Consider the following 23,501-nt stretch of genomic DNA (forward strand, 5'->3'; position numbering starts at 1 on the left):
GGACATGATCGATGCGGGCAAAGCCTATTAGCCATGTAGGTCACTCCCGGTCAGGGCACCCTCGTCGGGCACGGTGAAGCGCCGCAGTGCGGGCGTGCTCACGGCGATCAGTGCGGTGGCGGCGAGCGCACTTGCGCCGCCGATGGCCAGTGCCGCGCCGCCCGAGGTGGCCGTGGCCACCAGGCCGGCGCGGAGATTTCCGAGTTGCGGGCCGGCCTCGCCGACCATCGCTTCCAGGGCGGAGACCCGGCCCCGGTACGCGTCCGGCGTGGTGCTCTGCACGACGGTGCCGCGGGCCACCACGGCCCAGGTGTCGGCGGCACCGGCGACGGCGATGAGCAGCAGGACGACGCCGATCATCCCGGGCCCGGGGTGGACGAGTCCGAGCCCGCCCAGCGCGAGCGCCCACACCGCGCCGCAGGCGAGCATCAGTCGCCCGGGGTGCGGCCGCCGGGTGGCGAGCCCGGACAGCACCGAGGCGGTCACCCCACCGACGGCGAGCGCGGTGGTGAACAGCCCGAGGACCTCCGGGCGGTCGCCGAACAGCTCGGCGTTGAGCACCGGGAACAGCGCGATCGGCATGGCGAGCAGGGTCGCCACGAGGACGGCCGGCACCCCGCCGACGCCAGTGAACACCACCGCGGTCATCGCCGAGCTGATGAGGATCTGCCCGCCGGCGCAGCGCATGGCGAGCCGGCGCCGGTCGACGTGGTCGATGAACGCGCTGCCGGCCAGCGAGAGCAGGATGAGCGGGGCGGCGACGGCCAGGCCGAGGAGGCCGACGACGACGGCCCGGTGGGTGGTGTCCCAGAGGTAGTAGACGGCCGCGAAACCGCCGAACTGGCCACCGAACCCGGAGGCAGTGCTGCCGATCCACAGCCGGCGGAATGTGCGGTTCTCCCGCAACGGCCGGAGATCGACGAGCGCCTTCACCCGGGGGACGCTAGCAAACATTGTCCTGGGAGCGCTCCCATGACACGATGCTTTCACATTGATTACCGCGAGTGGAGTTTTTGTTATGCGAGCCGGAAAGCAACACACCGCGGGGGTGCTGGCCGCACTACTGGTCGTCACCGCGGTCGTGGTGCTGCGCGCCGACGACGGCGAGGTCCGACCAGCCGCGGCGGTCGCCCGGAGCGTCGACGAGCTGCTCGCCCGCATGACCCTCGACGACAAGATCGGCCAGATGACCCAGGCCGAGCGGGCCGCGGTCACCCCGGCGCAGGTCGCGCAATACCGGCTCGGCTCGGTGCTCTCCGGCGGTGGCTCGGCGCCGGACGACGACACCCCGGCCGGGTGGGCCGACATGTACGACGCCTACCAGCGCGGCGCGCTCGCCACCCCGCTGAAGATCCCGATGATCTACGGGGTCGACGCGGTGCACGGCAACAACAATGTCCCCGGCTCGACGCTCTTCCCGCACAACATCGGCCTCGGCGCCACCCGCGACCCCGACCTGGTCCGGCGGATCGGCGAGGCCACCGCGGAGGAGGTCACCGGCGCCGGTCCGGACTGGACGTTCGCGCCCTGCCTGTGCGTGGCCCGCGACGACCGGTGGGGCCGCACCTACGAGTCGTTCGGCGAGGACCCGGCCATCGCCACCTCGATGACCACGGTGATCACCGGCCTGCAGGACGGTCCGGCGCCGGTCCTGGCCACCGCCAAGCACTACCTCGGCGACGGCGGCACCACCGGCGGCGACGACCAGGGCGACACCGAGCTCAGCGAGGCCGACCTGCGCCGCATCCACCTGCCGCCGTTCCAGGCCGCGGTCGACCGGGGCGTCGGCTCGGTGATGATCTCGTTCAGCAGCTGGAACGGGGTCAAGGCGCACGCCGACAAATTCCTGATCACCGACCTGCTCAAGAACGAGCTCGGCTTCACCGGGTTCACCGTCTCCGACTGGGCCGGCATCGACCAGATCGACGGCGAACGCGGCTTCACCCGGGCCGAGGTGGTCACCGCGGTCAACGCCGGCCTGGACATGCTGATGGTCCCGGAGAACTGGCCGACCTTCATCGGCTATCTGCGCGCCGCGGTCGAGGCGGGCGAGATCCCGATGTCCCGGATCGACGACGCGAACCGCCGCATCCTCACCCAGAAATTCAAGATCGGTCTCTTCGAGAAGCCGTACGCCGATCGCTCGTTCACGCCCACCGTCGGCAGTGCCGCGCACCGGGAGCTGGCCCGGCAGGCGGTCCGCGAGTCGCAGGTGCTGCTGCGCAACTCCGGGGTGCTGCCGCTGGCCAAGAACGGCGGGAAGGTCTTCGTGGCCGGCAAGAGCGCCGACGACCTCGGCAACCAGGCCGGCGGCTGGACGACCACGTGGCAGGGGTCGAGCGGCGCCACCTACCCGGGCGGCACCACGATCCTGCAGGGCATCCGCGACGTCGCCGGCTCGGGCACGACGGTCACCTACGACCGGGCGGGCGACGGGATCGACGGCACCTACCGGGCGGCGATCGCGGTGATCGGCGAAACCCCCTACGCCGAGTACGAGGGGGATCGCCCCGGCGGTCTCGGCCTCGACGACCAGGACACGGCCGTGCTGGCCAAGCTGCGCGCGGCCGGGGTGCCGGTGATCGTGGTGCTGGTGTCCGGCCGGCCGATGGACGTCGGTTCGCTGGTCGCCGGCTGGGATGCGTTCGTCGCCGCCTGGCTGCCCGGCAGCGAGGGCGCCGGGGTCGCCGACGTGCTCTTCGGCGACTACGCACCGACCGGCCGGCTCCCGGTGACCTGGCCGGCGACCTCGGCCCAGGAACCGATCAACGACGGACCAGGGCTTTACGCGTACGGCTATGGGCTGAGCTTTGACGACCGCGAAGCCGACACCGCCCCGCCCAGCGCCCCCGGCACTCCGTCCGCGACCGCTCTGCGGTTGAGCTGGATGGGGTCGACCGACACCGGCGGCAGCGGTCTCGACGGCTACGACGTGCTGCGCGACGGCGGCCTGATCGGCACCACCACCGCCGCCGCGTTCGCGGTCCCGAAGCTCTCCCCCGGCGTGCACGAGCTCACCGTCGTGGCGCGCGACAAGGCCGGCAACCGCTCGGCCCCCTCATCTCCGCTGGTGGTCACCGTCCCGGACGCCCGCGGATGCAAGGCACGTGACGGCACCCCGTGCGCCGTGACGTGAACTCCCCGTTCCCTTTCCCCAGATGGAGTCCCCATGATCCGACGCGTCGCTCTCGCGGCCGCGGCAGCCGGTGCCCTCATCGCCGGTCTCATCACCGCAGTGGCCATGCCGGCCACCGCCGCCACCGGCGGAACCGGCACCGGCTACCTGCACACCAGCGGTAACAAGATCATCGACAGTACCGGTGCGACGGTCCGGCTGACCGGCATCAACTGGTTCGGGATGGAGACCGACAACAAGACGTTCCACGGTCTCTGGGCCAGCAACCCGTGGCGCAGCCAGCTCGACACGATGGCCTCGCTCGGCTACAACACCCTGCGCATCCCGTTCTCCGACGACGCGCTGAAGACCGGCGCCACCGCCACCGGCATCAACGACTACGTGAACCCGGATCTCGTCGGGCTCTCGCCACTCCAAATTCTCGACAAGGTCATCGAGTACGTCGGTGGCAAGGGCATGCGGGTGATCCTCGACCGGCACCGGCCCACCGCGGCCGGCCAGACCGCCCTCTGGTACACCTCGGCCGTCCCGGAGAGCACCTGGATCGCCGACTGGCAGTCCCTGGCCCGGCGCTACGCCGGCAACACCACGGTGATCGGCGCCGACCTGCACAACGAGCCGCACGCCGAGGGCACCAACCCGGCCGCGACCGGCGCCTGCTGGGGTTGCGGCGTGGAGACCCGCGACTGGCGGCTGGCCGCCGAGCGGGCCGGCAACGCGATCCTCTCGGTCCAGCCGAACTGGCTGATCTTCGTGGAGGGGGTGTCCTGCCCGAGCGGCGGCCTGTCGAACGTCTGGGACAACGACACCAGCAACGACGAGGACTGCGGCTGGTGGGGCGGCAACCTGTCCAAGGCGGGCGAGTTCCCGGTCCGGCTGAGCGTGGCGAACCGGGTGGTCTACTCCCCGCACGAGTACGCCACGTCGGTCTACCACCAGGCCTGGTTCGACGACCCGACGTACCCCGCGAACATGCCGGCGATCTGGGACCACTACTGGGGTTACCTGTACAAGCAGAACATCGCGCCGATCATGATGGGCGAGTTCGGCACCACGCTGGCCAGCGACATCGACAAGGTGTGGCTGCAGAACCTGATGGCCTACACCGGCACCGGCGTCAACGGCATGAGCTTCACCTACTGGTCGTGGAACCCGAACTCGGGTGACACCGGCGGCATCGCCAACGACGACTGGACCACGATCAACCAGGCCAAGCAGTCGATCCTGCAGCCGTACCTGATCGCCCCGGTCGGCGGCTCCACGTCGACCACGTCGCCGACCGTTTCCGCGTCGGTGTCCACGTCGCCGAGCACGCCCACGACGACCGGTGCCTGCACCGTCGTCTACCAGCAGGACAACGCGTGGCAGGGCGGCTTCCAGGGCTCGGTGACGGTGAAGAACACCGGCACCGCCGCCGCGAACCCCTGGTCGGTGACGTGGACCTGGCCGTCCGGGGTGACCCTGGGCAGCGGCTGGAACGCCACGGTGACCCAGAGCGGAACGTCGGTGACCGCGGCCGCCCCGACCTACGCGGCGTCGCTGGCCGCGGGCGCGTCGGTGACGATCGGCTTCACGGCGAACGGCACGGCAAGCACACCGTCCGCGGTGAAGCTCAACGGCGCGACCTGCGCCTGATGTTGACCGAGCGGTGCGGACCAACCGGGCTGGTCCGCACCGCTCACCCCACCTCGGAGACCTCAGTCGTCGTCGCTGTCGTGCCCCGAGTCGTCCGACGCCGACGCGCTCGGCGACGGGCTCACCGAAGGACTGACCGACGGGCTCGGTGACGGACTGCGCTTGACCTTCTTCCCACGGGCTTCGACCCGAGCGGCGAGATAAGAGCTGCCGCTCTTGGTGCCGGCCACCGTGATCCCGTAGCCGACGGCCAGGTCCGCCACGGTCCCACTCTTCCCGTTGACCCGGACCCGAGCGTTCGACGCGACCGAGATGGTCACCGTGGTCCCGCGGAGGTCCTTGTTGCCACCCTTGACCTTGATCGTCACGGTCCCGTCGGAGGCACTGACCGCCGTGACCGTCCCGGTGGCCGAGAACTTGCTCTTCTTGCTCGAGTTACCCGAGCTGGACGACGCCCCGCCGGGCCGATGCGCGGCACTGACCCCACCACCACCGGACCCGGACGAGGCGAACGCGACGGTGGCCGCGGAGGGCACGACAACAGCGGTGGCCAGGGCCGCAGCAGCAACGATTCGGCGAACACGCACGGGCAACTCCTTGATCGGGGAGTTCTGATCGTGACCCCGCCCGGGTGCAGTTCGGTTGCCGGACGCGGTGCTGCCCGGTAGCGGTATTGCCGGAGGAACTCGGCGACGCAGAACCGCTGTCAGACGGCGGGCGCCGGGAACTCACCCTTCGCTGCGCCATCCAGGAAGCAGTCCCACTCGTTGGCGTCAAAGATCAGCGGCTCGCGGTCAGGGTTCCGCGAGTCGCGGATGGCGACGAACGCACCGACCTGCGCGTACTCGACGCAGCCGCCGTTGTTCTGGGACTTCCTGGAAGTACGCCACTCCGCGCCGGCCAGGTCGACGTCGTACTTGTCCATGAGGGCTCCTACTGCTCGGAAAGCTGGCGAGCAACGGAGGCGATCAGCTCACGTGACTCCTGCTTGCTGAGCGCCGCCGCGGCGATGTGGTTCATCGCAAGATTAGCCCTCGCCAGGTCGTCTTCCCGTTCCAGGTAAAGGTTCCCGGCCTGTGACTCCACATATCCGACCGGGGTGTGCACCTCCTCGGCGAACTCGAACAACGTCAGCGCGCCCAACGTGCCGGGATAGCCGCCGCCCGCGAACGGCACGACCTGCACCAGCACTCGCTTGGGCAGTCGCAGGAGGTGGTCGAGCTGCTTCGCCATCACCGCACGCCCGCCGATCTGACGGCGGAGCACGGCCTCGTCGAGCACGACCCACACCTCGGGCGGGTCCTCAGCAAAAACGCGTTCCTGACGTTCCATCCGGATCCGTACCTGGCGATCGACCTCGGCGTCGGACAGGCTCGGGTTGAGGGTCTCCGCGAGCGCGTGAGCGTAATCCTCGGTCTGCAGGAGGCCGTGCACCACGAGCGGCTCGAAGCTTGCAGCCCCGCTGGTGGCACGCCCCCACCTATGGCGAGCAGGTTGCGACGGCCGGCCCCGACCGTGCAACCTGCTCGCCACTTGATGGACGCCGGGGTCAGACGATGCCGGGCGCGGAACGCGGCGCGGGGGTCTTGGCCGCGGACCGTAAAGGACAAGGGTGGTGGCTACCCATTCGCTTGGCTGCCTCGGTAATGGTGATCGTCAGCAGGTTGGGGGCCGGGTCGTCAACCGCAGGCTGCGGGCTGCGGCGTTCGCGGCCAGTTCCGGACGCCCGCGGGCGGTGCGCCGATCACCCCGGCGGTCGCGGCGCCCAGCGCGTCGGCGCCGGCGAGCAGCGCGCCCGACAGGTCGGCCCCCTGGAGACACGTGTCGCGCAGGTCGGCGCCGCGCAGATCCGCACCCCGCAGATCCGCGCCGCGCAGGTCGGCCCGCCGCAGCGTGGCAAGCTGCAGGTCGGCGCCGCGCAGCGTCGCGTTCGCCAGATCCGTGCCGTCGAGCGTCGCGCCGCGCAGCGACGCGCCCTCGGCGCCGAGGCCCGTCAGGTCCGCATACGGCAGATTCAGCGCATCAAGGTTTGCCCCGGCGATCTGCGCGCCCGCCCGGACGTCCTGCGCCCGCGCCGGTTTGGCCCGTGGCGCGCCGGTCGGCGCCGTCACATCGGCGGCCGACTCGGCCGGATGGCTGGTGAGCGCCGGCCATCCCTGGGCGTGCCCGTAGACCGTCAGCAGCACCACAAGCCCCACCACAAGGGCGACACCGAGCCTGACCTGGTCGTTGAAGAACGCACCGCCGAGAAGAAAGACGAGCGCCCCGATGGTGGCCACCCCGGTAAGCAACGCACCGAACGGCCCGAAGACCGCACCGGCCCAGGCCATCGCGAAAACGGCGACGATCGGCCAGAGCCAGAGCCACCGGTCCCGCCGCCGGCTGGTCACGGCCGGTTCCGGTTCCGGTTCCGGCTCCGGCTCCGGTTCCGGCTCCGGTTCCGGCTGCGGCGTCTGGGCCGGCGGCAGCGTCAGGTCATATGCGCGCCCGGACTCGACCGGCGCGAGTTCAGCTGGCGGGTCCTGCGGTGATGGTCCTCCGGGCGTCGCCATGATGGCGGTCCTCCAAGGCTCAGCGGCGCATGCCACGAATGGTTTCAGGTGCCTTCGAAGATTGCCAATATCGCGGGGCGCCTCATGCGGTATCCGGGTCGGGCTCGGCCGGCGGTGAAGTCCCCGGCTCGATGTCGGTCCGAGTCTCCGCGTACACCCCGAGATCCATGTCGCCGAAGCCGAAGACGTCCATCAGTGCGGCGTTCTGCGCGACCTCCGCATCGTGGCCCCGCGGAGACGGCAGCCGAAGCGTGTCGTAGAGCCGGAAGCGGCTGACGTCAACCATCACCGCCATGCTCATTCCATACTCCTCGGCGAGCGCCACCGCCCCACGGTAGGTCAGGTAGGCGACGGTGTAAGGCACCAGAGCGAGAAGCAACCACCATCCGTGCCGCCAGAAGAAGAGCACCGTGACGACGGCCCCCAGCAGGCTCAGCAACGAGGTACGCACGGCCAGCTCGAGCTGCGTCCGCTGGTTCTCCATGTAGGCCGTCTCGCGCTCTCCCGCGACCATCGCCAGCCGGGGAATGGTGCGAATCGCCTCGATGCCGTAGGGGCGACCCACGCGGGACTCGTACGACCGCAGAACGTTGCCCAGACTGGTCGGCAGGATCTCCGAGTCCCGGTCGGGGTAGCGGCCCTCGGCCAGCCGATGGGTGGCATCACGCACCGCCGCCCGGACCATCCACGGGGGTGCAGCGGCGCCTTCCAGCCTGCTCCCGCCGAGCCGCTGTCGCGCGCGGAAGGCCGCCATACGATGGTCGGCCCGCAATCGTCGATGGTGCAGCGTCCGCATCGTCGCCAGTTGCTGCGCGAGGGTGCCGCTACCCCAATACCCCTCGAAGAGACGGAGAAGCTGGACCTGCAACGGGTTGAGCGCCAGTGAAAGCACGAGCGCCGCGAGGCCGACGACCAACAGCTGCGCAGGGTCGAAGTCGACAACCGCGGACCAGTTCAGCGGGCCATTCCACGCGCCGGTGCGGATCAGCACGTAGACGTAGGCGAGGAACACCGTCGAGGGCAGGGCGCTGACGACCGAGAAGTAGCGCCCGACGCGGCCCGCTCCGGCGGCTGCCCCGATGATGTCCGTGCTCAAGCGGCCTCCGCTCAGCCCGCGGCGTTCTCTGAAGTTGACCGCGGTCGATGCTATCGCGGGTCCTAGTAGCGGTGTCCCTGCGCGCACTGCCAAGCCCCGCCGACGTTCCGGCCGATGCCGCAGCCGCGGTGCGGGCAGAGCCGGCCGTACGCCGAGTGCCCGGCCCGGCACCACCAGTTCACAGAGTCCACGCTGGCCAGGAAATGTTGGCAGCCAACCTTGGGGCAAGCAACGTAGCTGAAGGGCGCGCCGGTCACGGTGCAAAGTCCGCGGTGGGGTCCATCCCGGGATGCCGGATGGACCCGCCAGTTTCGGTGCGCGGGCAAATGGCAGAGGAGGCCGGTCGGAGAGCCGGCGGGGACTCCGGCCGGGGTAAATCCAGCGGTGCCGTGAAGACTTGCCACCGACCAGACGCGGAGCAGCGTCACGAGACCGATTCTGCGCATCGGTCTCGCTCGGCCCGCGCGATCTGATCGATCCACGTTGCTCTCCATGGCGACACCCGGAGGTTAAGCCGGGGACCGCCATGAACACATCGACCGACCGGGCCGTGTGGGTGCGGGCTCGGCGATCGTCCGCCGAGCCCGCATCGAGCCGGCTTAGAGGATGCCGCGCTGGTGGAAGGCGGCTCGGGTCTTGGCGGCGGCGTGTGGGCCGTAGAGGGCTCGGGCGGTGGCTACCGTGCGCTTTGCCGCCTCGGGCATGGTGATCGTGGGGTTGAAGTAGAACTGGGACTCCAGGATCACCCGGTTTGCCGTCGTGCGGCCCAAGGCGCGGTTGATGTCCCACAGGGCGTGGGACCAGATCTCGCCGTCGGCGTGGACCTCGCCCTCCAGGTCGGCCGGGTAGACCTTTGGCGTGTCGGTGCGGCGCAGGCAGTGCGGGGTGTCGTCGGTGTAGGACGTTGAATCCCAGTCCATCACGCATGCCCATGGAGTCACCGCGGTGTCGGGGCTTGTTGCCTGGGACATCGTTACCGCCCAATAGTCGCCGAAGCCCTCGCCGATCGAGCCGGCCTCCTCGGACTCGCCGAAGCCGGGCACCTGGTCGTCCTGGATGGCGTGGCCGTACTCGTGCCAGATCACCTCGTTGTCCTCGGCGTCGTCGACGCCGCCGGTGCCGAAGGTGATGCCGTCCACCTCGGGGTCGTAGAACGAGTTGTCGTCCTCGAAACCGACCGTATTGAAGTCCTGCGGCTCGTTGTTGACGTCGCGGAACCCCAGCCGGTGGATGTACTCCTGGGCGCCGGTGATGCTGTAGTAGGCCATCACCTGCTCGAACCCGTCCTGCGCGCGGTTGAACATATAGGCCCTGCTGCGGGCGGTGACCTGACCGGCGCTGACGTTGTTGGCGTACGCACCCTGCAGTGTGTCTTTGTTTTTGTCGAGTTTGGTCAGTCGGACCGTGCGGTAGGCGCGGGTGAACTGCGGGCCGTCGGCGTTGTCGGCGTCGGTGAGCCCCTCGTTCTGCAGGCGGACCACCGGGTTGGGGTCGAAGACGCGGCCCTTGCCGTCGGCCCGCTGGGCGGTGTTCTCCTCCTGGAGCAGGGCGCCGGAGTCGGCGTCGGTCAGGGTCCGGTAGGTGCCCTTGGTGGTCGGCGTCATCGTCATCCAGGCCAGCTTGGCCGGGGCGCCGGGCACGACGACCAGCTGGGCGTTGCCGGGCTGGCGACCGAGCCGGCCGGCCACCTTGGACCGGGTGCCCTGCGCGGTCTGGCCGGCGACCACATCCGTGAGGCCGGTGATCGTCCTGCGTCCGTCGTCGACGGTCAGCACGCCGGCGTCGGTGTGTGTTGCGTAATAGCCGCCGAAGACCGGGATCCCCCGATAGGTCTGCTGGTACCAGATGTGCGTGCCCAGCAAGGACTGGCGCGTCTGGATCTTCTCGAGGCCGGTCGGCGCGGCCTTTGCCGCCGTCCCTCCGGACACGATCAGACCGATGGCGAGCAGCGGCGCGAGCACGCGAACTGTTCTCTTCAAGGCTTCCCCCCACGTGATTCCTCAGAGGGAGGCGATGGTAGTCATCGATGCGAGATATGCAAATGCGTCGTCACCGGACGGAAGCCTGGCCGAGCAGCCGGAGGGTGCGGCCGATGTGGGCCTTGACCAGTGCTTCGGCGGCGTCGCCGGCGCGCCGGCGCAGGGCGTCGACCATCTGCCGGTGCTCGGCGTTGACCGCGCTCGACTCGGCCGGGCTCAGCACCGGGGCGTGGCCGATGGTGGTGCGCTGGGCGAACTGGACCAGCAGCGGGTTGCCGCAGGCGGCGGTGATCAGGCCGTGGAACTGCCGGTTGAGCCGGTTGAGTTCGCGCGGGGTCGCGCCCGGCCGGTCGATCGCGTCGGCCAGCTCGGTGAGCCGGTCGAGTTCGTCGGCGGTGATCCGCGGTGCGGCCAGGCGGGCGGCGGAGCTCTCCACCGCCGCACGGGCCTGCACGATCTGCAGCGCCTCGCCGGGTTCGTGGTCGCGGACCAGCCAGCCGCGGGTGCGCGCGACCAGGCCCTCCTGCGCGAGCCGCAGCAGCGCCTCCCGCACCGGGGTGCGGCTCACCTGCAGCGACGCGGCCAGCTCCTCCTCGACGAGCCGCCGGCCGGGGCCGATCTCGCCGTCCAGGATCGCCTCGCGGAGCTGCTGGTAGGCGGCGTCCGCGGCGAACAGCCCGAGCTTCGGCAGTGGCACGACCCGACAGTAACCTGCCGGTGATCGGTCAGCAGACGTCGTGCCGGGGCAGCCGGATCGAGATGGCCGCGCCCCGTCCGGTGTCGCTGTCGATGGTGACGGTGCCCTCGTGCGCGTCGACGATCGCCTTGACGATGCTCAGGCCCAGGCCGGCGCCCTGCACCTCGTTGCGTTCGGCGTCGGCCGAGCGGCGGAACGGGGCCAGCACCCGTTCCTGGTCGGCGGGGCTGATCCCGACGCCGGTGTCGCGGACCTCGAGGACCGCCTCGTCGCCGTCGACGGTGGCGGCCACGGTGATCCAGCCGCGCGGGGTGAACTTGACCGCGTTGAGCACCAGGCGTTCCAGGGCCTGGCCGATGCGCTGCAGGTCGGCGCGGACCATCACGGGTTCGGTCGTCTCGGCGGCGATCTCCAGTCCGCGGCCGTCGGCGAGCACCCGGTTGCGGGTGACCGCGTTGCGGGCCAGCTCGGCCAGGTCGATCACGCTGCGGTCGAGGACGAGGGAGGTGTGCCCGGCCTGGGCGGCCAGCAGCATGTCGTCGACCAGGGCCATCAGCCGGTCGGAGTTGCGCCGGATCCGGTCGAGGAACTGGTGGTTCTCGGCCGGCGGCACCTCGGGGTCGCCGAGCACCTCCAGGTAGCCGTTGATCGAGGTGAGCGGGGTGCGCAGCTCGTGGGTGACCCGGGAGAGGAACTCGTCCTTGATCCGGTCGGCGTCGCGCAGCCGCTCGTTGGCCTCGTCCAGGCCGCGGGCGTACTGGCGCAGTTCGAGCTGGGCCATCACGTGCCGGGCGAGGGTGCGCAGGCCGGCGCATTCGGCCGGGGTGAGCAGCCGGGGCTCGAAGTCGATCACGCAGAGGCTGCCGAGCGGCTTTCCGTCCGCGGTGACCAGCGGGGCGCCGGCGTAGAAGCGCACGTACGGGTCGCCGGTCACCATCGGGTTGTCGGCGAACCGCGGGTCGAGCCGGGCGTCGGGGACCTGCATGACCTCGCCGTGGTGCATGGCGTGCGAGCAGAACGAGTGCTCGCGGGGCACCTCGCACGGGTCGTCGATGCCGACGCTGGCCTTGAACCACTGCTGCTTGCCGGAGATCAGACTGATCGCGGCGACCGGGGTACGGCACAGTTGGGCGGCGAGCACGGCGATGTCGTCGAAGTCGGTTTCGGGCTCGCTGTAGAGAACCTGGTAGTCGTGCAGGGCAGCGAGCCGCTGCTGTTCCAGCGCCGCATCCAAAACCAACATGTCCGACATTTCGGGTACCTCCGCTGCCGGCCGGTCCGGCCATCACAGGACCACTCGGCCACCGGCCGCCGGGGCTGAGCCTTACCGCGGGTGCAGGGTGGTTCGGGATGGCACAACCCGTTTGCAACCGGGCGGCACTCTGCCCACCGCCCTCCGGCGCCTACCGTCTGAGCTGCACAAACACACTAGAGGATGGGGTTGACATGGCCGTAATCGTCGCCGCCGAGGACGACGCCGACGTCGCGGACCTGCTCGCCACCACGCTGAGCCGGGCCGGGCACGTCGTGCACATGGCCGGAACCGGCCCGCGGGCGCTGCAGATGGTCGCCGAGACCCATCCCGACCTGGTCATCCTGGACCACGGGATGCCCGGTATGTCCGGTCTCGACGTCGCCCGCCGGCTGCGCGCCGACGACACCACCGCCGGCATGCCGATGATGATGCTGACCGCGTTCGCCCCGGACGGCGCCCGCGACGTGTTCGACCAGGTGCTGCACAAGCCGATCCCGTTCCGGCAGATCGCCGACGTGGCCCGCAACCTGCTCGCGACGACCGGCCTGCGGAAGCTGACCACCGGCCGGCCGCTGAACGACCCGGAACGGCTGGCCGCGGTGGCCCGGCTGCTCGACGAGCCCGACCCGGTCGACGAGCTGGCCCTGGCCATGGAGATCGCCAACCTCGCCGAGGCGACCGGTGCGCAGAGCGCCGCGGTCGGCCTGGTCCTGGACAGCACGCTGCAGGTCGTCGCCTCGGTCGGCCTGCCCGACCTGATCATCGAGGCGGGCGGGGTGCCGATCGAGTGGACGCCGTGCGGCGTGCTGGCCGGCAACGACCGGCCGGTGCTCTTCGACGACCTGACCCGCGACCCGATCTTCCGGGATCTGCCGCTGGTCTCGCTGTCCGACGTCCGCTCCTACGCCGGGGTGCCGATGCACTCCCCCGAGGGCCTGGTCGTCGCGTCCATGGTGGTGATGGCACCGGAGCCGATGCGCTTCTCCGGCCGCACCCTGGAGATCCTGACCGCCGCCGTACCCCGCATCATGAAGTTGATCGACCGCCGCCGGTAGTTCAATTGCCCCGGCGGTGCTCGAAGATCAGGTGGGTCTCGGTGCCGGCCACCAGGTGGGTGCCGCTGAGCCGCTCGGTGATGATCGTGCGCAGGTCGGCGACGTCGGCGGTGGCCACGTGCAGCAGGAAGTCGTAGGAGCCGGAGACGAAGTAGACGTCGCGGACCGCCGGGATGCCGGCGAGCGACTCGGCGAACTTGCCGATCGCGTCGCGCGCGTCCGACCGGATCCGTACCGCGATCATGGCCTGGATCGGACGCCCGATCCAGGCCGGGTCGACGTCGGCGTGGAAACCGCGGATCGCGCCGAGCTCACGCAGCCGGCGGATCCGGGTCAGGCAGGTCGACGGGGCGATGCCGACGCGCTCGGCGAGCGCGTTGTTGGGCATCCGGCCGTCGACCTCCAACAGGGCCAGCAGGTCCAGATCGATGGGATCAAGGCCCCGAAGATCCTTCGGCGAGTCCGTCATGATCAGGCCTCCGATCGCATCTTATGCAGTCTGATCGCGCTAAGCAGAATCTTCTGCGGCCCCATTGCGCGAATCCTGCACATCGTTCCACTCTAGCCCCATACCGCGACACCCTTGAAGGGAAAGCCAGCATGCAGATCGGCGTGCCGTCCGAGGTCAAGAACCACGAGTACCGGGTGGCCATCACCCCGGCCGGCGTGGCCGAGTTCGTCAGCCGTGGGCACCAGGTGCTCATCCAGGCCGGCGCCGGCGCCGGCTCGTCGATCACCGACGACGACTTCGCCACCGCCGGAGCCCGGATCGTGCCGGACGCCGACAGCGTCTGGGCCCAGGCCGACCTGCTGCTGAAGGTCAAGGAGCCGATCGCGTCCGAGTACCACCGGCTGCGCGCGGGCCAGGTTCTCTTCACCTACCTGCACCTCGCCGCCGACGCGGCCGGCACCAAGGCGCTGCTGGACAGCGGCACCACCGCCATCGCCTACGAGACCGTGCAGCTCGCCGACCGGTCGCTGCCGCTGCTCGCCCCGATGTCCGAGGTGGCCGGCCGGCTCGCCCCGCAGGTCGGCGCGTACTCCCTGATGCGCAGCTCCGGCGGCCGTGGCGTGCTCCCCGGCGGGGTCCCGGGCGTCAGCCCGGCGAAGGTCACGATCATCGGCGGCGGCGTCTCCGGCGTCAACGCGGCCACCATCGCCCTCGGCATGGGCGCCGACGTGACCGTCCTCGACCTGAGCGTCCCCCGGCTGCGGCAGATCGACGCCCAGTTCGGCGGCCGGGTCAAGACGCTGGTCTCCAGCACCTACGCCATCGAGCAGCAGGTCCTCGAGGCCGACATGGTCATCGGCGCGGTCCTCGTGCCCGGCGCCAAGGCCCCGACCCTGGTCAGCAACGACCTGGTGAAGCGGATGAAGCCGGGCGCGGTGCTCGTCGACATCGCCATCGACCAGGGCGGCTGCTTCGAGGACTCGCACGCCACCACCCACGAGGAGCCGGTCTACAAGGTGCACGACGCGGTCTTCTACTGCGTCGCGAACATGCCCGGCGCGGTCCCGAACACGTCCACGTACGCCCTCACGAACGCCACCCTCCCGTACGCGCTGCGCCTGGCCGACCTCGGCTGGCAGGCCGCGCTGCAGCAGGACCCGGCGCTCGCCCTCGGTCTCAACATCCACGCCGGTCAGCTGACGAACGCGTCGGTCGGCGAAGCGCTGGGCCTCCCTTCGGTCGAGGTCTCCTCAGTCCTCGCCTGACCCAGCAGGAAAAAGGGGGCCGCCGAGGCGGCCCCCTTTTTTCGCTACAGGAACCGGGAGATCTGCGACAGGTCGGCCTCGCTCAGCCGATCGGTGCTCGTGTTGCGGTGATGCCAGAACGGGTACCGCAGCGGCTCCCCGCTCACGTCGTCGAGCGCCTTGACCTCGTCCTCGGTCAGCGTCAGATCGGCCGCGGCCAGGTTGTCGCGCAACTGCTCGTTGGTGCGCGCCCCCACCACCACCGACGTCACGCCCGGCTTCTGCACGATGTACGCCAGTGCCACCTGCGCCGCCGACACCCCGTGCGACTCGCCGATCTTCACCGCCAGCTCGATCGTGTCGTACAGCTTGTCCTCGTCGTGCACCGGCGGCTCGGACCACTCGCTCAGGTGCCGGCTCCCGGCCGGCGCCTGCACCCCGCGCCGGTACTTGCCGGACAGCAGCCCACCCGCGATCGGGCTCCACACCAGGATGCCCACGCCCTGATCGATGCACGCCGGCACGATCTCGGTCTCCACGTCGCGGCTCTGCAGCGAGTAGTAGACCTGGGTGCTCGCGAACCGCTCCAGATGCTCCCGCTCGGACACGCCGAGCGCCTTCATCATGTGCCAGGCCGCATAGTTCGAGCAGCCCACATACCTGACCTTGCCGCTGCGGACCAGATCGTCCAGCGCGGACAGCGTCTCCTCCAGCGGGGTGTGCCCGTCCCACTCGTGCACCTGGTACAGGTCGATGTAGTCGGTGCCGAGCCGGCGCAGGCTCGCCTCCGCGCCGCGGATGATGTGGTGCCGCGACAGGCCCGCATCGTTCGGGCCCTCCCCCATCGGCATCCGCACCTTCGTCGCGATCAGCCAATCCTCCCGGGAGTCACCGAGCGCCTGCCCGACGATCTCCTCGGACAACCCCGCCGAATACACATCCGCGGTGTCGATCAGATTGACGCCCAGCTCCCGGGCGATCGCGATCTCCTCCCGCGCCCCGTCGACACCGATCTTGCCGACCGGGGTGGCCCAGCCGGTGCCACCGAAACCCATCGTGCCCAGGGTGAACGTCGAGACCCTCAGGCCGGTCCGACCAAGTTGCCGGTACTGCATCGTCATCGCCCTCTCTGCGGTGCCTCCCACCGTTGCCAGCCTTCACCCGTGTGCCGCGAATTGTCCACCGAATGCGGGACCCACCCACGAGGGGTATATCTCGTCTCAGCGCCGGGTGAACCCGGGCTGATCGGCCCGCGCTCGATCCGGGCCGGTCAGCCCGTCACCCGGCAGATTCCGGCCGGGCTCGGGAGAATGGGGTCCGACGCCGACTTCGCGCGCGACACCGGCGCGGTCTCCTCGTAGACCGAGTCGTCCCCACCCGGACCGTAAGTCCCTGGCATCGCGGGTTTCACGCCCCTAACGTCCATTCCCGTGACCGAGGTGACCGCCCGGCCCCGCCGCCGCAGTTCCGTCCGGCAGTACCTGCCGCCCCAGCACGGCGCATGGGCGATGCTGCTCCTGCCCTACCTGGCCGGCGTCACAGCGGCCGGCTTCCGCTGGCCGGACGTGCCACTGCTGGCCACCTGGCTGACCGGCTACCTGCTGTCCTACTTCGTGCTGCAGGCCGTCAAGACCCGCCGCCCGCACCGTTTCCGCGCCCCACTGACCTGGTACGCCCCACTCACCGCCGGCTTCGGCTTGATCGTCGCGGTGGCCCGCCCCCAGTTGCTGCTCTACGCCCCGGCATACGCGGCCCTGTTCGCGGTCAACGTCCGCTACGCGGCACGCCGCCAGGAACGCGCCCTCCTCAACGACCTGGCCTCGGTCCTGCAGAGCTGCCTGATGGTGTTCGTGGTCGCCACCGTCGCCGACCGGCCCCCACACACGGCCGTAATCCCGTTCGCGGTGACCCTGCTCTACTTCACCGGCACGGTCCTCTACGTCAAGACCATGATCCGCGAACGCGGCAGCGCACCCTACCGCCGCGCCTCGATCGCCTACCACGCCGCGGCGCTGGCCGCGGCGGCCGCGATCGGATGGTTCCCCAGCGCGGTATTCGCCCTGCTGCTGGCCCGCGCGTGGCTGCTGCCCGCCCGCCCGCTGACCCCAAAACAGGTAGGCCTCATCGAAATCGCCGCCAGCGCCCTGGTGCTGACCGCCGCCACCATCTGACGACCAGCCGACCCCGGCCCTGGTCAGCGGCGAGGGCCGGTAGCGTCCCGGGCCTCGGCCAGCAGGAACGCCGCCACCGCCTCGAACGGCTCGAGGGAACGCTCGGCGCGGGACAGGACCACGGCGCCCTCGCCCGCGGCCACCAGCGTCGCGGCGAACGCCTCCGGGGCCGGGTGGCCGCCCTCGGCCAGCAGCTCGGCCAGCCGGCCGCGCCACGACCGGAACACGTCCGCCGCCCGGGCGAGCATCTCGTCGGAGCGGGTGGCCACCGTGACCGCGAGAACGGCGCAGCCGGCCGTGGTGTCGCTCTGCACCAGAAGCTCCCGCCACCGGCCCAGGAAGTGCTCGGTCACCACGTCAGGCCGGGCCCCGGTCAGTCCGGCCAGCTCGTGCAGCGTGTTCTCCCCCGCCGCGTCGACGGCCGCCGCCACCAGCTGGTCCTTGCCGCCCGGGAAGTGGTGATAGATCGAACCGCGCGGCGTCCCGGTCGCCTGCAGCACCTCGGCGAACGACGTCCCCTGCAAGCCCTGCCGGGCAAGCAGCCGCACCGCACCGTCGATCATCCGTTCCCGCACGCTCTCAGTCACGCGCAGCCCCCTCCACCGACATCGCCGCCCGGAACTGCCCGGCGCGCACACACGCTCAAAAGCATCCTAGGAGGCTAGGTATCCAGGGCTGCCGCAAGCGGTCCCCGAGCTCCACATCCCCAGTCCTTTGTGGAGCAATTTGACAGGCACGTTACGTCCCGGTGCCAAACGCCACACGGGCGACCCCCAAAAGGCGATGCGGAGACCCCGTTCGGACGAAAGATCGGGATTTCCCGGCGCATCGATCGTTGAGCAGGTTGTGCGGGACTTACTGGATCGGCGGGGCATGGACATGGCCCTCATCGCAGGCTTCATGATCTTCTACGGCTTCTTCATCGGCGTCGCGCTGACCCAGTGACGCCGAAGCGCCCGCGGCGGACCCTCCACCGCGGGCGCAACAACCACCGGCTACCGGCCTGGCCAGGTCAGCCGGCCGTGGTCGGCCGTCCGGCCGTCGTACTTGGTCGCGGTCAGGCCGGCGGGCTGCGCGTCGGCCAGTTGGGCCACCGCCGACCGGGTGCCGGCCACCTGCGTCTCGTCGTCCTCGTCCCCGGCCACCGGAACGCCCTCGCAATGGCCGCCGTCCGGCCGGCCGGTCCGGAAGTAGGCGGTCAGGCGCTCGACGCAATCCGCGACGGCCACCAGCGACCCGTGGATGTCGTCCTCCACCGTGAACACCGTGCCGCCGATCGCCGACTGCATCTGCCCGACCCACGGGTACGGGGTCGAGCTCTCGTACCGGTGCCCGGACATCTGCAGCGACCCGGCCGCCTTCCACAGCTGGAACGGCTGCGCCGGCACCGGCCACCCGGCACACGGCGGGGTGGGCCGCGCGAAGCCGCCGGTCACCGGGAAGTCCCGCTGCCACTGCTGGAACCTGCTCCACCAGGTGTCGAAGTCGTGCGGGCCGGTGTCGTCGTTGCACAGGATCGCGGTGTTGGCGATCCCGTTCATCTGCTCGGGGGCGTCGTCCGGCGGCGGCGTCGACTCACCCGGTGGCGGGGTGATGATCGGTGCCACCGCGGGTGGGGCCGGCTCACCGGACCGGGCCGTCGTCATCTCCTTCATCGCCTGGGCGGCGTCGGCCCAGGCCGGCCCGGGCGCGGTCGCCAGGAACGAGATGAAGTTGCCGTCGAGGGTCTGCCCGGGAACGTCACTGAAGACGACCGGATCCGCGTCCAGCCGCGCCTTCAACGCCGCGACCAGGGCAAGGACCTCATCGGCGGTGCTGCCCAGCCCGTACGTCCCGGTGCGTTCCGCCACCCAGGCCGCCCACCGCGCGGTTTGCTGCTCCTGCGCCACGAGGGTGTCGTGAACGCGCACGTCGAAGCGGTTCCCGTTCGGCCCGACCACGCTGTCCAGCCACATGCGAGCCACCGACGAGGGGTAAAGGCTGCGGTAGACCGCACCGAGCAGGGTCCCCCAGGAGACCCCGAAGTAGCTGATCCGGGACAGCTTCAGCGCCTGCCGCACCCGGTCGAGATCCCGGGCGACGTTGGCGGTGGTCAGCTGGGACAGGAACGCCGGATTGCTCTGCCAGCAGGCCTGATAGACGCGTACCTGCTGGTCGTACATCTGCCGGGCGAACGCCTCGGTGATCGGCCCGGCGGGAATGTCGATCGGGTCGCCCTCCGGCCCCGAGCAGCCGACCTTGGTGCTGTATCCGACCCCCCGCGGGTCGAATCCGATCAGGTCGTAACGCTCGGCGAGCTCAGCCACCACCGGGCTGCGCAGAAGCAGATTGATCGGCATCAGATATCCGCTGCCACCGGGCCCGCCCGGATTCATCGCGAGGCTGCCGAGCTTGTGCTGCTGGTCGCTCGCCCGAAGCCGGGTAATCGCTACCGCGATCTTCGAACCGCCCGGCTTGCGGTAATCGAGCGGCACCAGCACGGTTCCACATTGGGTACGGGCGAGAAGCGCCCGAAATTCCGGATAAAGCGCTTCGGGTACGCCCATCGAGGCGATCGCCCCGTCCGAGTACGCCGGGCAGTCGCTCCATCGCACCCCGGCCGACCCGGTCGCGGCCCACCCGGGCGGCGCCGACCCGACGAGAAGGCCGGCCACGGTGGCCAGCACCCCCAGACCCGCGGCAATTGCTCTGTGTCGTGTCATGCCGTACTTGCTACCGACGCCCCAGTCAATTGAGCGTCATCAAACCCCACCCAAACTCAGACACCGAAGCCAGGGCCCCGCACCCGCCGAACTCCGGACCCGACCAGCCATCGGCCGGAAGATCGCGAAACCGTCCGCTTTCTTGATGTCGGGGCCTAGGTCGAGCGACGAGAGCCCGTTTTCCTGGATCTCGGCCTCTAGCTGTCTGGGCGAGGACCCAACTTCCGCGAAATCGGTGGCCCGGCGGCCCCTGGCTCCCGCTCCCTTGTCGATCTGGCGTGCGATTCGTGCACTAGTTTTTCAAGATCTGAAACAGGGTGACGGCAAACAGGCGCCCGGGCGCGGCATCCGGCGGCGTCGACGGGCCGAAGCTCGCCGACTCGGGCCGGGGCCTCGACGCGCCCAGGGAGCAGCGGCCGAGCGCGTATGAGTGAGCAGAGCAAGACGACTCCGCGCGCCCAGGTCCGCATGACGAGGGCCGGGTGCGTATTGGTGAGCAGAGCAGGACGACTCCGCGCGCCCAGGCCCGCATGACGAGGGGCGGGCGGGTGCGTATTGGTGAGCAGAGCAAGCGGCAGGGCGGGTGGCTCCGAGGTTCGGAGCCACCCGCTTTTGGCAGGTCAGCCTTGGTGGGGGCAGTTTGTTTCGTACTCGCTTACGGTGGCTCCGGTCGCCGGGCCCGGGCACAGGAACTGTTCGAAGCGGGTGTCCTCGTCGACGAAGCGCTTCAGCCACGCCACGCTGGTGGAGGCGATCGTCGTGTTCGGGATGTTCGGGGCGAAGTGGGAAGCGCCGGCCAGCTCCAGGTAGCCGGTATCGGCTCCGGACGGCAGACTGGCGAAGAAGCGCTCCGAGTGCTGACGGACCGGGGCGATCGTGTCCGACTGCGCGCCGATGATCATGGTCGGCACGGTCACGCCGGCAAAGTTCTTGGTCAGGTCCCAGGGGGTCAGCGGGACGGCTGCCTTCAAGGCCGGGCGGCTCTTCGCCGCCTCCAGGGTGCCTCCGCCGCCCATCGAGTGGCCCATCACGGCCAGGCGGTTCTTGTCGATCTTGGCGCGAGCCGTGCTCTGGGCGGTCAGGAAGTCGAGTGCGGCCAGGAGCTCACGGCCCCGGGTGGCCGGCTGGTCCGACGTGGTCAGGGTGTCGATGTTGAAGACCACGAAGCCCTGCGACGCGATCCGCGGGGCCAGCCAGGCCATGCTGCTGCGGGTGGCGGTGAAGCCGGGGGCGATCGCCACCGCGCCGAACGTGCCCTGGCTGGTGTCGTCGGGTGCGTAGATGTCGCCGCCGCCGAAGCCGGACACCGCGGCGCGGGCGACATTGGTGCGGGTGATCGCGAACGGGCCGTCGGTGGCGCGGATGCTCGCGGCCGACGGGGCCGGTCCTCGTTGGAAGGACGCGGTCGCGGCGTCGGCCCGCGGGATCAGGGTGACGGCGGCCGCGGCCAGGGCCAGGCCGGCGGCCGCGCCGGCGATGGTGCGGAGTTTCCTTCTCGGTGCTCGCATGACGCTCTCCCACGATGGTCGGAAATCCGGATCCGGTGGCTGCTCATACGGGCGGTATTCGGTGTCCGGTCGAATGCGCGGGGCTTCCTGAGACGGCCGTCGCAAGTGCGAAATCCGCATTGAACCGAAACTGCCGCTGCGGTGTTCTCTCAAGTCCGGGCGAGGTGTGGAGGGCAGGGAAAACGGACGCCAACGGGAAACGCCGGGTTATTGCTCAGGGTGATGTGCTGCGCGGTGCGGTGCGCCAATTCCGATCAATAGGATCGCTGGACATGGATCTATTGGCGATCCAGTTGGCGATCAGCCGGGCGACGCTTTATCGGGTCGCCGGCAGCCGGGACGCGCTGCTCGGCAACGCGCTCTGGGCGCTCGGCGACCGGCTGCTGAGCCGGGCCCGATCCGCCCGCCGCGAGCGCGGCACCGACGGGGTGATCGAGGTGTCCCGCCGCTTCCACGACCGGCTGCGAGCGTCCCGCCCGATGCGGCGCTTCGTCGACGCCGAGCCGCAGACCGCCGCCCGGGTCCTGTTCACGCCGTCCGGCGAGGTGCACCGCCGGGCGATCCTGGCCCAGCGCGACATCTTCGTCGAGACCGGCGCCGCTCCCGGCACCGCCGACCTGTTCCCGCTGGCGTTCCTCTACGTCCGGATCATGGAGTCGGTCCTGTACGGCGAGCTGTTCAGCGGCCGCAACGTGGAGTTCCCGACGGCTGAGCGAGCCCTGCGCGCTCTGCTCGCACAAGGGGCCGGTGGGCCGCATGAGGCGAGCCAGAACCGGGACGGGCGACAAGTAACCCCGTAGCGTGTGATGTCGGATGTATAGGACCGACCGCTCGGGGTAGGCGAGGTTCATGACGGCGACGATCGCGACGACCCACGTCCCCACCGCGGGCATCGAGTTGGCGGGTGACCTTCGCCTGCCGGCCGGCGCGCACGGTGTGGTGGTGTTCGCGCACGGCAGCGGGAGCTCGCGGCACAGCCCGCGCAACCGCCGCGTCGCCGGCGAGTTGAACCGGCGCGGCCTCGGCACGCTGCTGGTCGACCTTCTCACCCGCGACGAGGAGACGAGCGCGGAGCGGAGCCATCACCTGTGGTTCGACATCGGGGTGCTCGCCGACCGGCTGATCGGCCTGGTCGACTGGCTGAGCGAACGCCCGGACACCCGCAGCCTGCCCGCCGGGCTGTTCGGCGCGAGCACCGGGGCGGCGGCCGCGCTGGTCGCCGCGGCGGCCCGGCCCGAGCATGTGCACGGGGTCGTCGCCCGTGGTGGCCGGCCCGACCTGGCCGGGCCCGCACTGGCGCAGGTGCAGGCGCCGACCCTGCTGATCGTCGGCGAGCGCGACATGCCGGTGGCCGAGCTCAACGAGCAGGCCCGCGCCACCATGACGGCCACCGCCGAGTTGCGGATCGTCCCGGGCGCGACCCACTTCTTCGAGGAACCGGGCGCGCTCGACATCGTGTCGGAGGAGACCGCCACCTGGTTCGCGGCGCACCTGCGTTGAGCTACGTCCGGAAGGGCTCGCGGTCCAGGGCTGCGCGCATCGTGGCCACACAGTGATCTCGGGCCGCGTCGACGCGTACCCGGTCGTAGTGCTTCTCGAGGTTCATCTCGGCGTCGGTGGTGCGTAGCGGCCTCTGCCAGGCCGTCTTCATCTGGGCGCCCACCTCGGCCTTCGCCTCGTTCGCCAGCTGCCGGTAGGCGGCCGCGACCGCGGGGGCCTCGATGTCCAGCAGCGCCTGGTGGAAGGCCAGTCGCGAATAGATCCGGCTCACCTCGTCGGTGAGCTCCTGGCGGCCGTCGAGCGTGCCGGATCGGCGGCGGATGCGGTACGGCATCTCCGCGTAGTCCTCGATCACGCTGAGCGCCTCGCCGAACGCCCGGGCGCGGCGCTCGCGGCGGGCGGCCCGCCGGTTCAGGCCGTAGGTCAGCAGCGCGACCAGCGCAGCGCCGAGGATGGCGATCACCGGCGCCAGCACCGCCGTGGTCTGCGCGGCCGTCCAAGTCATGCTGCGGCTACCGCC

23 protein-coding genes are annotated in these 23,501 nt (G+C 70.4%); 7 read left to right on the forward strand and 16 right to left on the reverse strand.

Annotated features, from left to right (window positions below):
• Positions 1–27: 27 nt before the first annotated feature.
• The gene (locus tag Adu01nite_RS31650) at positions 28–933 is read right to left on the reverse strand and encodes an MFS transporter (RefSeq protein ID WP_239132834.1); all 906 of its coding nucleotides are present in this window, start codon (positions 931–933) and stop codon (positions 28–30) included.
• Positions 934–1,018: 85 nt separating this feature from the next.
• Here Adu01nite_RS31650 and Adu01nite_RS31655 point away from each other — a divergent pair, with 85 nt between their 5' ends.
• Both Adu01nite_RS31655 and Adu01nite_RS31660 read left to right on the forward strand, forming a co-directional pair.
• The gene (locus Adu01nite_RS31655) at positions 1,019–3,136 is read left to right on the forward strand and encodes a glycoside hydrolase family 3 N-terminal domain-containing protein (RefSeq protein ID WP_203732307.1); all 2,118 of its coding nucleotides are present in this window, start codon (positions 1,019–1,021) and stop codon (positions 3,134–3,136) included.
• 33 nt (positions 3,137–3,169) lie between these two features.
• A complete protein-coding gene (locus Adu01nite_RS31660) occupies positions 3,170–4,771 on the forward strand; it encodes a cellulase family glycosylhydrolase (RefSeq protein ID WP_203732309.1) in 1,602 nt (533 codons plus the stop codon).
• Between the two features lie 62 nt (positions 4,772–4,833).
• Here Adu01nite_RS31660 and Adu01nite_RS31665 read toward each other — a convergent pair whose 3' ends face one another.
• From Adu01nite_RS31665 to Adu01nite_RS31700, 9 genes are all read right to left on the reverse strand, one after another.
• Positions 4,834–5,358: a hypothetical protein gene (locus Adu01nite_RS31665; RefSeq protein ID WP_203732311.1), complete on the reverse strand. Its 525-nt coding sequence runs from the start codon at positions 5,356–5,358 to the stop codon at positions 4,834–4,836.
• Positions 5,359–5,477: 119 nt separating this feature from the next.
• Positions 5,478–5,696 carry a DUF397 domain-containing protein gene (locus Adu01nite_RS31670; RefSeq protein ID WP_203732312.1) on the reverse strand — a complete coding sequence of 73 codons (219 nt, stop codon included), beginning with the start codon at positions 5,694–5,696 and terminating at the stop codon, positions 5,478–5,480.
• An 8-nt stretch (positions 5,697–5,704) separates the two neighbouring features.
• A complete protein-coding gene (locus Adu01nite_RS31675) occupies positions 5,705–6,304 on the reverse strand; it encodes a DUF5753 domain-containing protein (RefSeq protein WP_275414716.1) in 600 nt (199 codons plus the stop codon).
• Between the two features lie 146 nt (positions 6,305–6,450).
• Positions 6,451–7,323 carry a pentapeptide repeat-containing protein gene (locus Adu01nite_RS31680; protein WP_239132835.1) on the reverse strand — a complete coding sequence of 291 codons (873 nt, stop codon included), beginning with the start codon at positions 7,321–7,323 and terminating at the stop codon, positions 6,451–6,453.
• A gap of 82 nt (positions 7,324–7,405) precedes the next feature.
• Positions 7,406–8,419, reverse strand: coding sequence for a hypothetical protein (locus Adu01nite_RS31685; protein ID WP_203732316.1), 1,014 nt, complete (start codon positions 8,417–8,419; stop codon positions 7,406–7,408).
• Between the two features lie 62 nt (positions 8,420–8,481).
• Positions 8,482–8,610: a hypothetical protein gene (locus Adu01nite_RS48590; protein ID WP_275414717.1), complete on the reverse strand. Its 129-nt coding sequence runs from the start codon at positions 8,608–8,610 to the stop codon at positions 8,482–8,484.
• 408 nt (positions 8,611–9,018) lie between these two features.
• The gene (locus tag Adu01nite_RS31690) at positions 9,019–10,398 is read right to left on the reverse strand and encodes a M36 family metallopeptidase (protein ID WP_239132836.1); all 1,380 of its coding nucleotides are present in this window, start codon (positions 10,396–10,398) and stop codon (positions 9,019–9,021) included.
• Positions 10,399–10,468: 70 nt separating this feature from the next.
• Entirely contained in the window at positions 10,469–11,095 is a 627-nt protein-coding gene (locus tag Adu01nite_RS31695; RefSeq protein ID WP_203732318.1) for a GntR family transcriptional regulator, read from the reverse strand.
• A gap of 28 nt (positions 11,096–11,123) precedes the next feature.
• Complete coding sequence (locus tag Adu01nite_RS31700; RefSeq protein WP_203732319.1) at positions 11,124–12,347, reverse strand: GAF domain-containing sensor histidine kinase; 1,224 nt, start codon at positions 12,345–12,347, stop codon at positions 11,124–11,126.
• A 194-nt stretch (positions 12,348–12,541) separates the two neighbouring features.
• On the opposite strand from Adu01nite_RS31700, the gene Adu01nite_RS31705 reads away from it, so the two are divergent.
• Positions 12,542–13,405: a response regulator gene (locus Adu01nite_RS31705; protein ID WP_203732321.1), complete on the forward strand. Its 864-nt coding sequence runs from the start codon at positions 12,542–12,544 to the stop codon at positions 13,403–13,405.
• 1 nt (position 13,406) lies between these two features.
• On the opposite strand, the gene Adu01nite_RS31710 is transcribed toward Adu01nite_RS31705, so the two are convergent.
• Positions 13,407–13,874 carry an Lrp/AsnC family transcriptional regulator gene (locus Adu01nite_RS31710; protein WP_203732323.1) on the reverse strand — a complete coding sequence of 156 codons (468 nt, stop codon included), beginning with the start codon at positions 13,872–13,874 and terminating at the stop codon, positions 13,407–13,409.
• A 131-nt stretch (positions 13,875–14,005) separates the two neighbouring features.
• Here Adu01nite_RS31710 and ald point away from each other — a divergent pair, with 131 nt between their 5' ends.
• Positions 14,006–15,121 carry an alanine dehydrogenase gene (gene ald, locus Adu01nite_RS31715; protein WP_203732325.1) on the forward strand — a complete coding sequence of 372 codons (1,116 nt, stop codon included), beginning with the start codon at positions 14,006–14,008 and terminating at the stop codon, positions 15,119–15,121.
• Between the two features lie 44 nt (positions 15,122–15,165).
• Here the strand turns inward: ald and Adu01nite_RS31720 are convergent, their stop codons facing one another.
• Positions 15,166–16,221: an aldo/keto reductase gene (locus Adu01nite_RS31720; RefSeq protein WP_239132837.1), complete on the reverse strand. Its 1,056-nt coding sequence runs from the start codon at positions 16,219–16,221 to the stop codon at positions 15,166–15,168.
• A gap of 309 nt (positions 16,222–16,530) precedes the next feature.
• On the opposite strand from Adu01nite_RS31720, the gene Adu01nite_RS31725 reads away from it, so the two are divergent.
• On the forward strand, positions 16,531–17,271 hold the full coding sequence (locus Adu01nite_RS31725; RefSeq protein WP_239132838.1) for a YwiC-like family protein: 741 nt from the start codon (positions 16,531–16,533) through the stop codon (positions 17,269–17,271).
• A gap of 23 nt (positions 17,272–17,294) precedes the next feature.
• Here Adu01nite_RS31725 and Adu01nite_RS31730 read toward each other — a convergent pair whose 3' ends face one another.
• The 3 genes from Adu01nite_RS31730 to Adu01nite_RS31740 form a co-directional block, all read right to left on the reverse strand.
• A complete protein-coding gene (locus Adu01nite_RS31730) occupies positions 17,295–17,858 on the reverse strand; it encodes a TetR/AcrR family transcriptional regulator (protein WP_203732327.1) in 564 nt (187 codons plus the stop codon).
• Positions 17,859–18,266: 408 nt separating this feature from the next.
• On the reverse strand, positions 18,267–19,973 hold the full coding sequence (locus Adu01nite_RS31735; RefSeq protein WP_203732329.1) for an alpha/beta fold hydrolase: 1,707 nt from the start codon (positions 19,971–19,973) through the stop codon (positions 18,267–18,269).
• 620 nt (positions 19,974–20,593) lie between these two features.
• Positions 20,594–21,481, reverse strand: a complete 888-nt coding sequence (locus Adu01nite_RS31740) for an alpha/beta hydrolase family protein (RefSeq protein WP_203732331.1) — start codon at positions 21,479–21,481, stop codon at positions 20,594–20,596.
• Positions 21,482–21,753: 272 nt separating this feature from the next.
• Here Adu01nite_RS31740 and Adu01nite_RS31745 point away from each other — a divergent pair, with 272 nt between their 5' ends.
• Entirely contained in the window at positions 21,754–22,281 is a 528-nt protein-coding gene (locus tag Adu01nite_RS31745; protein ID WP_203732332.1) for a QsdR family transcriptional regulator, read from the forward strand.
• A 49-nt stretch (positions 22,282–22,330) separates the two neighbouring features.
• Complete coding sequence (locus Adu01nite_RS31750; RefSeq protein WP_203732334.1) at positions 22,331–22,981, forward strand: dienelactone hydrolase family protein; 651 nt, start codon at positions 22,331–22,333, stop codon at positions 22,979–22,981.
• Between the two features lies 1 nt (position 22,982).
• On the opposite strand, the gene Adu01nite_RS31755 is transcribed toward Adu01nite_RS31750, so the two are convergent.
• A complete protein-coding gene (locus Adu01nite_RS31755; protein WP_203732336.1) occupies positions 22,983–23,486 on the reverse strand; it encodes a hypothetical protein in 504 nt (167 codons plus the stop codon).
• Between the last annotated feature and the right edge of the window lie 15 nt (positions 23,487–23,501).

Source organism: Paractinoplanes durhamensis (assembly GCF_016862175.1).
In the GTDB taxonomy this organism is placed as follows: domain Bacteria; phylum Actinomycetota; class Actinomycetes; order Mycobacteriales; family Micromonosporaceae; genus Actinoplanes; species Actinoplanes durhamensis.

Bases quoted from the DNA above. Each gene is read 5' to 3' on its own strand.
- Adu01nite_RS31740 (WP_203732331.1), bottom strand. From the start codon at position 21,481: ATGCGAGCACCGAGAAGGAAACTCCGCACCATCGCCGGCGCGGCCGCC.
- Adu01nite_RS31655 (WP_203732307.1), top strand. From the start codon at position 1,019: ATGCGAGCCGGAAAGCAACACACCGCGGGGGTGCTGGCCGCACTACTG.
- Adu01nite_RS31735 (WP_203732329.1), bottom strand. From the start codon at position 19,973: ATGACACGACACAGAGCAATTGCCGCGGGTCTGGGGGTGCTGGCCACC.
- Adu01nite_RS31680 (WP_239132835.1), bottom strand. From the start codon at position 7,323: ATGGCGACGCCCGGAGGACCATCACCGCAGGACCCGCCAGCTGAACTC.
- Adu01nite_RS31700 (WP_203732319.1), bottom strand. From the start codon at position 12,347: ATGTCGGACATGTTGGTTTTGGATGCGGCGCTGGAACAGCAGCGGCTC.
- Adu01nite_RS31745 (WP_203732332.1), top strand. From the start codon at position 21,754: ATGGATCTATTGGCGATCCAGTTGGCGATCAGCCGGGCGACGCTTTAT.
- Adu01nite_RS31720 (WP_239132837.1), bottom strand. From the start codon at position 16,221: ATGACGATGCAGTACCGGCAACTTGGTCGGACCGGCCTGAGGGTCTCG.
- Adu01nite_RS31660 (WP_203732309.1), top strand. From the start codon at position 3,170: ATGATCCGACGCGTCGCTCTCGCGGCCGCGGCAGCCGGTGCCCTCATC.
- Adu01nite_RS31755 (WP_203732336.1), bottom strand. From the start codon at position 23,486: ATGACTTGGACGGCCGCGCAGACCACGGCGGTGCTGGCGCCGGTGATC.
- Adu01nite_RS31710 (WP_203732323.1), bottom strand. From the start codon at position 13,874: ATGACGGACTCGCCGAAGGATCTTCGGGGCCTTGATCCCATCGATCTG.
- Adu01nite_RS31750 (WP_203732334.1), top strand. From the start codon at position 22,331: ATGACGGCGACGATCGCGACGACCCACGTCCCCACCGCGGGCATCGAG.
- ald (WP_203732325.1), top strand. From the start codon at position 14,006: ATGCAGATCGGCGTGCCGTCCGAGGTCAAGAACCACGAGTACCGGGTG.
- Adu01nite_RS31670 (WP_203732312.1), bottom strand. From the start codon at position 5,696: ATGGACAAGTACGACGTCGACCTGGCCGGCGCGGAGTGGCGTACTTCC.
- Adu01nite_RS31705 (WP_203732321.1), top strand. From the start codon at position 12,542: ATGGCCGTAATCGTCGCCGCCGAGGACGACGCCGACGTCGCGGACCTG.